This window comes from Spirulina sp. CCY15215 (genome assembly GCF_016888125.1).
In the GTDB taxonomy this organism is placed as follows: domain Bacteria; phylum Cyanobacteriota; class Cyanobacteriia; order Cyanobacteriales; family Spirulinaceae; genus CCY15215.
In genome coordinates this window covers 13,987-25,520 of sequence record NZ_JACSWA010000595.1, presented here as the reverse complement: position 1 = coordinate 25,520, position 11,534 = coordinate 13,987, and the positions used below count along the sequence as shown (strand labels likewise).

The 11,534-nt window shown below is 42.9% G+C and carries 8 protein-coding genes; 5 read left to right on the top strand and 3 right to left on the bottom strand.

Features of this window, described 5'->3' with window-relative positions; translation table 11 throughout:
- Window positions 1–7: 7 nt before the first annotated feature.
- Both JUI58_RS22480 and JUI58_RS22475 read right to left on the bottom strand, forming a co-directional pair.
- On the bottom strand, window positions 8–1,180 hold the full coding sequence (locus tag JUI58_RS22480) for a hypothetical protein (protein WP_204106082.1): 1,173 nt from the start codon (window positions 1,178–1,180) through the stop codon (window positions 8–10).
- A 155-nt stretch (window positions 1,181–1,335) separates the two neighbouring features.
- Entirely contained in the window at window positions 1,336–1,824 is a 489-nt protein-coding gene (locus JUI58_RS22475) for a pyridoxamine 5'-phosphate oxidase family protein (protein ID WP_204106081.1), read from the bottom strand.
- A 174-nt stretch (window positions 1,825–1,998) separates the two neighbouring features.
- Between JUI58_RS22475 and glp the strand changes: the two genes are divergently transcribed.
- From glp to JUI58_RS22450, 5 genes are all read left to right on the top strand, one after another.
- Window positions 1,999–3,225, top strand: a complete 1,227-nt coding sequence (gene glp, locus JUI58_RS22470) for a gephyrin-like molybdotransferase Glp (protein WP_204106080.1) — start codon at window positions 1,999–2,001, stop codon at window positions 3,223–3,225.
- An 88-nt stretch (window positions 3,226–3,313) separates the two neighbouring features.
- On the top strand, window positions 3,314–5,296 hold the full coding sequence (locus JUI58_RS22465; protein WP_204106079.1) for a DNA polymerase III subunit gamma/tau: 1,983 nt from the start codon (window positions 3,314–3,316) through the stop codon (window positions 5,294–5,296).
- A 156-nt stretch (window positions 5,297–5,452) separates the two neighbouring features.
- Window positions 5,453–5,683 carry a type II toxin-antitoxin system CcdA family antitoxin gene (locus JUI58_RS22460; protein WP_204106078.1) on the top strand — a complete coding sequence of 77 codons (231 nt, stop codon included), beginning with the start codon at window positions 5,453–5,455 and terminating at the stop codon, window positions 5,681–5,683.
- Window positions 5,684–5,734: 51 nt separating this feature from the next.
- On the top strand, window positions 5,735–7,444 hold the full coding sequence (locus JUI58_RS22455) for an ATP-binding protein (protein ID WP_204106077.1): 1,710 nt from the start codon (window positions 5,735–5,737) through the stop codon (window positions 7,442–7,444).
- Between the two features lie 194 nt (window positions 7,445–7,638).
- Entirely contained in the window at window positions 7,639–8,631 is a 993-nt protein-coding gene (locus JUI58_RS22450) for a hypothetical protein (protein ID WP_204106076.1), read from the top strand.
- Window positions 8,632–8,736: 105 nt separating this feature from the next.
- On the opposite strand, the gene gyrA is transcribed toward JUI58_RS22450, so the two are convergent.
- Window positions 8,737–11,493, bottom strand: coding sequence for a DNA topoisomerase (ATP-hydrolyzing) subunit A (gene gyrA / locus JUI58_RS22445; protein ID WP_204106075.1), 2,757 nt, complete (start codon window positions 11,491–11,493; stop codon window positions 8,737–8,739).
- Window positions 11,494–11,534: the final 41 nt, after the last annotated feature.

The window sequence follows — 11,534 nt, the reverse complement described above, 5'->3', positions numbered from 1 at the left end:
AAACTTGTTATTCTATTAAATCAAGTTTTTGTAGACGCGATCGCATTGCGCTGGGTTGTCGTTGAAAATGCTTGGCTAAGTCCTTAATACTCATGCCATTGTTAAAAAGAATGCCAAGTTCTTCATCTTCCTCAGTTGTCCATTTTGTATAGGCTTTAGGATATTTTTTGCGGATTTTATCTAGGCGATCGCTATAGGAAGATTCAGCGATATCAGCACAATGTAAATCTTTTTCAAAATCATCTAAGGTCTGTTTTAATAAATTTTGTAAAGTTTGGCGTAAATCTTGTAGCGATCGCCTCTCTTCTGAATACGAATCCCAACAGTTTTGGACGGCTTTACGGATACAACGTTTGACGGGTAATAAGTTTGCATTGGAATGGGTTTCTATTTTGTCGTTGAGAATGCTAGAATGATAATTAGTATTAACTTGTTTTTCTGGGGAATTTAGGAAACTTTTCACATAAGCAGTATTAACAACAGCAGCCACTAATTTAAAACAACAAAGCGGTTCTTCCTGAGAATATTGGAAAGGTTCGCTTAAACTAATGGTTAACAAAAACTTGGTGGGATCGAAATCCTTTAAAGCTAAGGCTGTAATTGCTTGTTCACAGGTATATTCACCGTCATCGAGTCGATCTAAGAGGTTTTTCCAATGGGGATCGGTAATCCCTAAATTATATTGAGTTCCGTTGCAATTAAAGATAGCGCGATATCTTCTTCTGCGGGAAAATGTTGAGATTTTCCAGAGGAGTTTTTTGGGTTTTAATAAACAAAGTGAAGCGCAAGCAGGATTATCCTGTAATAATTCTAATTCAAGGCGATCGCCTTGATTCCCTAATAATGAGAAAGAATAGTTTATCTTTTGAATTTCTGGTTTCAGCAGTTTATTTAACTGGTCGGTTGTCGGCCAACCCATAAATTGCCAGGGGCGATCGCTGACGATCCAGTTTTCCGGTTGATGAATGCGAGAATGAGGGCGATCGCATTCAATTCTAAGAATATTAAAAAGCTCGGGTTCTTGTCCATTGCTCAAGGTATAATGCTCCTGATAGAGCGTTCCATCAGTTTGAGAGGAAACAGGTCTAAGCCATCCCGAACCATCAGTTTTAAACCCTGCAATACACCGTCCACCATGTTTTAAGGAATTGGCTAAACAGATGATTTCAAACGTAGTCATTGCCAAACGCGATCGGATAATACACTCAAGGATTTAATTTTACATTAAAATACGCCCCACGACCGCACAGAAATTTTACCCACAAGTGCGATCGCGATAACCCTAATCTTCAAGGGGTTTTTTGTATGAGACGGGGACTGAAATCCTTGGGATATCTAGCCGGTGATGAGAGTAAGAGTATCACCATCTTCTCGACTAACGCGATAAACTCGACCAAAACCGAGAACAAAACGACCATCGCGAGGGGTTAACTTAACAATGCGAAAATCTGGTAAACTGCGGAGAATCTGGATAGTTTCACCGAATCTTTCCTCAAAGCGATCGCCAATTTGCTGCCATGTTTCTGTTTCTCTCTCCATAAATGTTGCTTGACAATTTAAACTCAAACGAGGACGAGCAAAAATATCTTCGCATTTGCTTTCATCTTCGATAAAAAGAATACTTACTTGGGAATTATCCTTTAAATTTTGAGTATGTAGGGCTAAACCACTGGCAAAGAAGTAAATATTTTGCTGTTCATCCATGACAAAAGGGGCATAACTCGCATTAGGAACACCTTCTTTACTGACGGTACTTAAAATAACGCTACGGACGCGATCGCAAAACTCTTGATAGGCAATTTGAACTTGTTCAATTTGAGTCATAGATATAAAAACCCACTTTATTAGGATTTACGCAGCTAGGGAGCGAGACACTCCCACTGTATTCTCTGGTTATGGTAGTGCGGGCATCTTGCCCGTTAATGCGTAAGTCCCACTTTATGCCATTATAAAACCCGGAGTTCCCTGTTGCCTCTTCCCTAATACTTGTTCAATAAAATGCTATCTGTATCCGAAGCCGAAGCAATTATTCTCGACCTCGTACAACCTTTAGAAAAGATTGAGACAGTTACTTTAGAAAATGCCAGCAGACGCATTTTAGCTCATCCCGTCAGCAGTCCCCTCGATTTTCCCTATTGGGATAACTCTGCAATGGATGGTTACGCGGTGCGTTATGAAGACCTGCGAGGGTGCGATCGCGCTAATCCTAAGATATTAAGAATTATTGAAGAAATTCCCGCCGGAATTCAACCCCAAAAAACGATCGCGTCAGGAGAAGCAGCGCGAATCTTTACCGGGGCGGTAATGCCTCAAGGTGCTGATACCATTGTTATGCAGGAAAATACCCAGCGAGACGGCGATCGCGTCACGATTTTGCAGGCACCTGGCGATCGCGAATTTGTCCGTCACAAAGGGGCATTTTATCAGTCGGGAAACGCCCTTTTGGGGTCGGGAATTGCCATCGGTGCGCCGGAAATCGCCGTTTTAGCGACAGCACAATGCACCCAGTTTTCGGTTTATCGTCGCCCTCGGGTGGCTATCTTCTCCACGGGAAACGAGTTGATTGCCCCCGGAAATGCCCTACAACCGGGGCAAATTGTAGATTCTAATCAGTATGCCCTGAGAGCTTTTGTCTCGGATTTAGGAGCCATTCCCGTCCCTCTCGGCATTGTCCGCGATCGCCCAGAAGACCTAGAAGCGACGATAAAAAAGGCGATCGCCGATGCGGATCTAGTGCTTTCCACGGGAGGGGTTTCCGTAGGAGAATATGACTACATTGAGGAGATTTTGGCGAAATTGGGCGGGAAAATTTATATTCGCAGCGTCGCAGTTAAACCGGGAAAACCCCTCACTGTGGCAACATTTGAGCAAGAAAAGCGCACTTGTTTGTATTTTGGTATTCCAGGAAACCCCGTTTCCGCTTTGGTGAGTTGTTGGCGATTCGTTCAACCTGCCTTAAAGAAATTATCGGGACTGGGGGGAGATTGGCAACCGAAGTTTGTGATGGCGCGATCGCGTCACGATTTAAGCGCCAGTGGCACGCGGGAAACCTATCTTTGGGGACGTTGGGATATTATAAACGGGGGCTATGAATTTTCTCTGGCTGAAGGCGATCGCAGTTCGGGTAATTTAATGAATTTAGCTCAAACAAACGGGCTGGCCATCGTTCCTGTGGGGGAAACGGCGATCGCGGCAGGAGAAAAGGTTTGCGTGATGTTAGTCTGAGTAAGTACAAATATTCTGATAAAAGAACAATAACGTTTTACAATAAAAATTAAGTTTTCCATCGGCGATCGCCCTTTTTAGCAATTCCATGTCTTACGAACCCCTACATCATAAATATCGTCCCCAGAAGTTTGTCGAATTGGTGGGACAGGAGGCGATCGCGCAGACTTTAACGAATGCTTTGGACAGCGATCGTATTGCCCCTGCATACCTTTTTACGGGACCGAGAGGGACAGGAAAAACCTCCTCAGCGCGAATTTTATCAAAATCTTTGAACTGTTTGCAAAGCGATCGACCTACCCCCAATCCTTGTGGAAAATGTGATGTTTGTCGGCAAATTGCTCGAGGTTCAGCGATGGATGTTATTGAAATTGATGCCGCGAGTAATACTGGGGTTGATAATATTCGAGAAATCATCGAACGCGCTCAATTTGCCCCAGTTCAATGTCGTTATAAAGTTTATGTTATTGATGAATGCCATATGTTAAGTACCCCCGCATTTAACGCTCTTTTAAAAACACTAGAAGAGCCGCCAAATCGGGTTATTTTTGTTTTAGCGACGACAGATCCACAACGGGTTTTAAATACTATTATTTCTCGCTGTCAGCGTTTTGATTTTAGACGCATTCCTCTCGAATCAATGGTTAAGCATTTAACTTATATTGCAGTAAAGGAAGATATTAATATTGCTAGTGATGCTGTAACTCTTGTGGCACAAATTGCCAATGGAGGCTTGAGAGATGCAGAAAGTTTATTAGATCAATTGAGTTTGATTCCAGACCAAGTTACAGTGGAAAAAGTTTGGGATTTAGTTGGAGCCGTTCCCGAACGAGATTTATTAGTATTATTAAAAGCAATTCATTCTGACAATCCTGAAGCAGTTATCGAACAATGTCGGCATTTAATGGATCGAGGTAGAGAACCTTTGATTGTGCTGCAAAATTTAGCTACATTTTATCTCAATTTATTGATTGCCAAAACATCTCCTCAACGTAGCGATCTGGTTGCTGTAACAACTCCAACTTGGCAAGAATTGTGCCAAGAAGCGAAACAATGGGATATTGCTGTAATTTTGCAGGGACAGCAAAAACTCAAAGAAAGTGAAGTCCAAATTAAAAATACAACTCAACCTCGGTTATGGTTAGAAGTGACCTTATTGGGACTCTTACCTAGCGCGATCGCGGTATTTTTGCCCAATAATACTGCAACTCAATCTAGCGTACAATCAACATCAAATCAAACTAGAATAGCCCCTAATCAAACAACCCAAGTACCTACTACATCTCAACCCAAACCAGAAATTTCTCAACCTCAACCCACTACGGAAAAGTCACCATTTTCTACAGTGCAAGAACCTTCGCAAACAGTATCAAATTCTGCACCCAGACAAGCATTATCAAATGAAGAACGATTTCAAAAAAGAGTTGAGGAAAGTTGGCAAAAAGTCCTACAAACAATTGAACCTCCAGCCTCACGCGCATTAATTAAACAAAGCTGTGTTTTAATAGATTTTGATATTGATGAATCTATCGCCTACTTAGGGATGAACCAGCCCAACTTACTCAAACTTGCTCAAACAAAAATCCCCCAAATTGAAGCAGCATTTGAACAAGTTTGGCAACAAAAAATTAAAGTAAAAATTCAAACAGAAAAAAAAAACAAATCTCCTAAAATAGAATCTAATTCTAGGGCGATCGCCAAACCTAATGAGAATATTACCCCAACTCAATCTCCATTTTCAGCAACTACAGCGATCGCCAAACCCAATCCTGAAGTTAGATCGAACTTAAGTTCTCAAAATAGTGCAGTTAAAGAAACAGCGATCGCCAATTCCCAAAGCACCAGCATTAAAAAATCCCCCGCATCCCCAGTTAGAGAAAAAATAGATGCTAAGAAAAATAGCGATCGCACTCCTGCTTCTAGAATAGATTCTCCACCAGAATCCGCGATCGTAGAACCAAAAGAAGAAGAAGAAAGCGAAACCTTATTAGCCGCCAATGAATTTGCTAGTATATTTGAAGGAGAAGTTCTAGATTTAGAGGTAGACTTTTTTAAAAACTTCGATAGATAGCACAAGGAACTATCATAAATACTAAACTTTGTCAAGTTTAATACTTAAAAATTAACAGTAATGCAAACAGCATTTTGCCTTCCTCCGTTTCTCTGGAGCGATCGGGTAATATAATAATAGACTGCAAAATTATTAAACAGGCATAAGGAAAACGCCATGAGTGAAAATGCAACCCCCTCTCAGCGTCTTGCGGAGAAAGTTGAAGTTTCCATCCGTCTCGATTCAGATTTACTCGACCAACTCAAGCACCTGAGTAACGATCCCAGCCGCATTATTGAAACCGCAATCAAACAATGGTTGCGAGGGGAACGAGAGCAAGATGACGAACTGACCCGAACGTTTAGACGCAATCCTCCCGTTCCCCCCCGAGGAGAATGGAACGATTGATGAGAATGGGGTGTACGATTAATTTCTGAGTTGCTTATGGGGTCTATCGAAATGAACGCTGCTGCAACATCGATCCATTCCTTGAATTGGCAGGATTTGGGAGCGGAATTGATATTTACTCAAGATATTTCGGGTAAATATCTTTCTTTTTACTGGAAATTTGCTCAAGAACATGGTTTAAATCCCGAACAAATCATTGGTCATCATTGGCGAGATCTGTTTACTCCCAGTGATGCAGAAAGCTATCAGGAAACCTTGATGCAGGTAGTGGAAAAGAGAAGACCTCAGAATTTTTATTGTTTTTTTGTCTGGAAAGAGGAATCATTACCCTTTGAACTATCCATCACTCCAATTTTGCAATCGGAACATCCCATCACCTCTGTTTTGGTTATAGGTTCTCTGCTTGACAAAAATGCGATCGCCAAGTCTCCCCAGTTATCCCAAAACAGATCCCAAACAATACCGGAAGATAATTATCAAGAATTTATCACTCAAGTTGCTCGCAATATTCACCGCAATCCCTATCAAAATTTACTTTCGCAAATTTCTCGCACTCTGAGAATTACCTTAGATGCAGAAACAATTTGGACTGAAACCGCTCGTAAATTAGGGCAAGAATTAGAGGTATCTCGAGTTTTGATGATTTCCTGTCATCCCAATACGAAAGTTTTAAAGGTAGAAACAGAATATTGTAAAAAACCCTTTAAATCCCTGTTAGGAGAACGATTAGATATTCGTTTAGAACCCTATTTGCAACAAGCACTGCAAACCGATGAACCGATCGCCGTAGATTGCGTTGAAACATCGCCTTTTGAGCAAAAATCGGTCTTAGTAGTCTCTGCTTTTTACCAAAATAAACGCAATGCTTTGATCTGCTTGCAACAATGCGATCGCCATCGTCGTTGGAACGATGTCGAAATCGAACTCATGCGGGAGTTAGCTGATCTAATGGGGATTGCGATCGCTCATGCTAATCTCTACAAGCAAGCCAAACAAGCCAGCGAAGAAGCAGCCGAAGCCTCTCGTCTCAAAAGTGAATTTTTAGCGGGTACTTCCCATGAGTTAAGAACACCGCTTAATGGAATTATTAATTTCCTTAAATTCGTTTTGGACGATATGGCAGACGATCCAGAAGAAGAGCGAGAATTTGTCGAACAGGCTCATAAATCAGCGCTGCATTTGCTCAATCTCATTAATGATGTTCTCGATCTGGCCAGAATTGAAGCTGGGAAAATGGAGGTGAATTTTGATGAATTTTCTCTCAATAATACTTTTATTGATTTAGACAAAAAAATGAGACCCTTGGCTGAAAAACAAGGGTTAAGTTTTGAGATTCAACTCCCCGAAACTCAAGAGCCTATTTTTCTTTATGGAAGCTATCAACGTCTCTTGCAAGTTCTCTTGAATTTAGTCGGTAATGCGATTAAATTCACCCATGAAGGAGGTGTAACCATCGATGTTGATATTACCAGTAAAAAAGTTGCAGTTAACGATCGCGAATGTCCTGGAATAGCGAGGATTCGCGTTGCTGATACGGGAATTGGTGTTCCTTTAGATAAACAAGATACCCTATTTCAAAAGTTTGCTCAAGTCGATGGCGGTCGAACTAAATCTTATGGAGGAACGGGATTAGGATTGTCAATTTCTCAAACCCTTGTTGAACTGATGGGAGGAAAAATCAACTTTTTTAGTATGGGTGAAAATTTAGGTTCGACAGTCACATTTACTATACCGCTTTCCACCCTCCCCTTGAATAACTAAAAATCTAAAGAATCCTTAGAGAATATAAATTTTTGTAACAATTATGGAAATATTACATAAAATCTTGTTGAGATTTACGAAGTAAGAGGGAAGGCGATCGCAACTATAAATCAAAGAAGCAAAGAAAATGTCCCGTTAGATCGCCTTTCGTGTATCCAACAGACGAATGAATAATTAGCGCTGGAGGTCATGTTATGTCAAAGTGGTTCGCAGATAGTTTAGCAATTGGTTTTTTAACCGTTGCTATTGGTGGGGGAATCTCTGTACTGATGCCTCAAAATCCTCAAGCTATCGTCATCGGTGCTGGTTTAAGTGCAAGTGCAAGCTCGGTTATCCTCACTAAACGTCGCAGTCAACTGTCAGATGACGATCTGGAGTCGGGGGAAAAAGAGTGGGATCAGCAAACCGAGGAAGCAACTGTATCGCGTCTTCGTAATCCCTGCACGGCTCTGGGTTCGGAGAAAGCGATCGCTTGCTTGGAGAGTCGGCAGATTGCTGTAGAGAACATTCGTTCTGCTAATCCCGATGTTGACCCAATTTTTGATAAGCACGCTATTTATCTCGGGGAAAACCTCGCCCATGAAAATGGTACTCTTTTACTGACTCCGTTACTGAAAACGATCAAGTATGCAATTGCGAATAATCGCGGTGTTTACTATCAATTCCGCAAAAATCCCACCCAACTGCAAATCCAAACTTTAACTCGCTTTTGTTATGGATTGAACAAGGATACTTTGTTATCTTCTTACAGATATAACAAAGACAATAAAACTATTTCTGCCAAGATTCAAGATCGATCTGATGTTCGTCACTTTTTTATGGGTCAATGGTTTGAACGATTTATCTGCGATCGCATTTGTCGGCTGTTTGATGAACTCAAGTTACCGTATTCTTACCTGATGAATCCGATTGTCAAGTTTACCAATGGCGATCGTTTTGAGTTAGATTTGGTGTTGTGGGTTAGTGGCAAATTGTTCTTAATTGAATGTAAAACTGGGGGAGATGCTAACGCGCATTTCAAGAAATTCTCCAATCATTGTAAACGACTCTCAATTCCGCCATCTCATGGATTTTTAGTCATTCTCGATCGCGAAGATAAACAGAGTCAAAGTGATAGTCAATTCTGGAAATTTCAAGTTACGAATCAAGATAATCTCGTTTTGAGGTTACAGGATGTTTTCGGCTAATATGTTGAGGCAGCTTAATAATATAAATCTGGTTAATAAGCTAGACAAGCCTTGGGTTTGCACCCAAGGCTTATTTAAAAAACAGACTAAAGAAAGTCAGCTAGATTATTCCTCTTCTCTCGTATTTTCTTCGGTTATCATTTCACCTTCAGGCGCTTCAACTTCAGTAGCTTCAACTTCAGTAGCTTCAACTTCAGTAGCTTCAACTTCAGTCATTTCTAAACTTTCATTTTCCTCCGATAGAGGTACGATCGCCACGGCGGCGATCGCATCGTCTGTATCCAACTTTTGCACCCGTACCCCCGTCGCCCCACGAGACTGAGTAGAAATAGCATCCACCGCTTGACGAATAATAACACCTCGGTTGGTTACTAACATCAACTCATCTCCCGCATGGACAACCAGTAACCCGACTAACTCATCCTCCTTGGACTTGAACTTGATCGATCGCAGTCCCATTCCCGCCCGATTTTGCAAGCGGAATTGAGACACAGGAACCCGTTTTCCGTAACCTTTAGCGGTAATAACTAACACCCAAGGACCCTCTCCCGCAGTCGTTACGGTTTCCTCCTCCGTATCTTCGCTATCTTCCCCTGATCCCTCGATATCTTCTGCATTGGTTGCGGTTTCCTCGTCGATATCCTCTGCATTGGTTACAGTTTCCTCGTCGATATCCTCGAAACCTTCCTCCTCTTCTGTATTGGGGGCGAGACTGGCCACCACTTGACTGAGGAAAATATCCATGCCGATCGCATTATCATTCTTTTTCAACTTCATGGACTTCACCCCTCGCGTCGCCCGTCCGAGAGGTCGCAACTGTTTATGGCTGGCTTGAAAATGAATCGCCATTCCCAGACGCGATCCGATAATAATGCTATCTTCTGCCGTGGCTAAACGTACCCAGCGCAAGCGATCGCCTTCTCCGAGAGAAATAGCAATCAAACCATTGTTGCGAATATTACTAAAGGCAGAAAGGGCGCTTTTTTTAATGATGCCATTTTGAGTGAGCATGACGAGATAACCATCATCGGTAAACTCACTAACTGCAATTAAAGAAGTGATTTTTTCTTCCCGAGGGATGGGGAGAAGCTGCACGATCGGCGCACCCCGCGCCGTCCTGGATGCCGTGGGAATTTTGTAAGTATTGATGGAATAGACTACGCCGCGATCGCTGAAAAATAAGACCATATCGTGATCGCAACAAGTTAAGAAATGCTCTACCGCATCATCTTCCTTGATTTTGGCACCCGCCCGCCCTCGGGTGGCACGATTTTGCGCCTCAAAGGTATCCACAGGCATTCGCTTAATGTAACCTTGTTCGGTCAGGAGAATCACAACGGGTTCATTGGCAATTAAATCCGTTTCGTCTAATTCTCCTTCTGCGGCCAGAATTTCCGTGCGTCGGGGGGTTGCATGGATGTTTTTAATCTCTGTAACTTCCTCAACAATAATGCCTTCGATGCGCTCCCGCCGTGCCAAAATGTCTTCTAAGTCTGCAATAACTGCCAGTAATTCTTCATGTTCTGCATTAATTTTCTCAGATTCTAAAGCCGTTAAACGACGCAACTGCATTTGCAAGATAGCATCGGCCTGCACTTCTGAAAAAGCAAAATTCTCTACTAATTGCTGTTTGGCGGTCGCCGTGTCTGCTGCTTGGCGAATGAGTCGAATGATCGCATCTAAATTCTCGAGGGCGATCAGCAATCCTTGCAGAATATGATCTCGCTCTTGTGCCTTGCGAAGTTTATACTGGGTGCGGCGAGTAATGGCTTCAATGCGGAAATTGAGGAAGACTTGCAAAAAGAACTTTAGATCGAGGAGTTGGGGTTCTCCGTTGACCAAAGCCAGCATATTTGCGCCAAAATTGTTCCGCAGGGGGGTTTGTTTGTAGAGATTATTGAGGACAACTCGGGCGATCGCGTCTCGTTTGAGTTCAATTACAATTCGCATTCCATCGCGATCGCTTTCGTCGCGAATGTCGGAGATGCCGTCGATGCGCTTATCGTTAACTAAATCGGCAATTTTCTCGATTAAGGAGGCTTTGTTGGTTTGATAGGGAAGTTCGGTGATAATAATGGCTTCGCGATCGGGACGACCTCGATGTTCCATCAGTTCGATCGCCGCCACCCCCTGCATCGTAATCGAACCTCGTCCCGTGTCATAAGCATCGCGAATGCCAGAATGACCTAAAATTTGCGCTCCCGTGGGAAAATCAGGGCCTTTAATATGGCCGCGCAACTGTTGAATGGTAATTTCTGGATTTTCAATCAGGGCAATTAAGCCGTCAATGACTTCCCCTAAATTATGAGGAGGAATATTGGTGGCCATCCCCACCGCAATACCCGAAGACCCATTCAGTAAGAGTTGTGGAATGCGGGAGGGAAGGACAACGGGTTCTTGTTGCGCCCCATCAAAAGTATCAGCAAAATCAACGGTTTCTGCTTCAATGTCTCGCAATAAAGCATTAGTGGCTAAAGATTGCAAGCGACATTCCGTGTAACGCATGGCTGCGGGGGGATCGTTATCTACAGACCCGAAGTTCCCGTGACCGTTGATGAGGGGGTTTCGCATGGAAAAATCCTGCGCCATCCGCACCAAGGCATCGTAAACGGCTGTATCTCCGTGGGGGTGGTATTTCCCTAAAACTTCCCCCACAACCCTCGCGCATTTGCGGAAGGGGCGTTCGGGGGTGAGTCCCAATTCGTACATGGCATAGAGAATTCGACGGTGAACGGGTTTGAGGCCGTCTCGCGCATCGGGTAATGCCCGTCCTACGATGACGCTCATGGCGTATTCGAGGTAGGATCGGGACATTTCGTTTCTCAAGTCCGTAGGGACAATCCGTTCCTGAGAGGAAGTCATAGGGTCACAAACTCCGTAAAATTGAAACTGAGGTGCTGGGA

Coding starts and splice junctions, on each gene's coding strand:
- JUI58_RS22460 (WP_204106078.1), top strand. CDS start 5,453: ATGAGTGAAAATGCAACCCCCTCTCAGCGTCTTGCGGAGAAAGTTGAA.
- gyrA (WP_204106075.1), bottom strand. CDS start 11,493: ATGACTTCCTCTCAGGAACGGATTGTCCCTACGGACTTGAGAAACGAA.
- JUI58_RS22455 (WP_204106077.1), top strand. CDS start 5,735: ATGAACGCTGCTGCAACATCGATCCATTCCTTGAATTGGCAGGATTTG.
- JUI58_RS22450 (WP_204106076.1), top strand. CDS start 7,639: ATGTCAAAGTGGTTCGCAGATAGTTTAGCAATTGGTTTTTTAACCGTT.
- glp (WP_204106080.1), top strand. CDS start 1,999: ATGCTATCTGTATCCGAAGCCGAAGCAATTATTCTCGACCTCGTACAA.
- JUI58_RS22480 (WP_204106082.1), bottom strand. CDS start 1,180: ATGACTACGTTTGAAATCATCTGTTTAGCCAATTCCTTAAAACATGGT.
- JUI58_RS22465 (WP_204106079.1), top strand. CDS start 3,314: ATGTCTTACGAACCCCTACATCATAAATATCGTCCCCAGAAGTTTGTC.
- JUI58_RS22475 (WP_204106081.1), bottom strand. CDS start 1,824: ATGACTCAAATTGAACAAGTTCAAATTGCCTATCAAGAGTTTTGCGAT.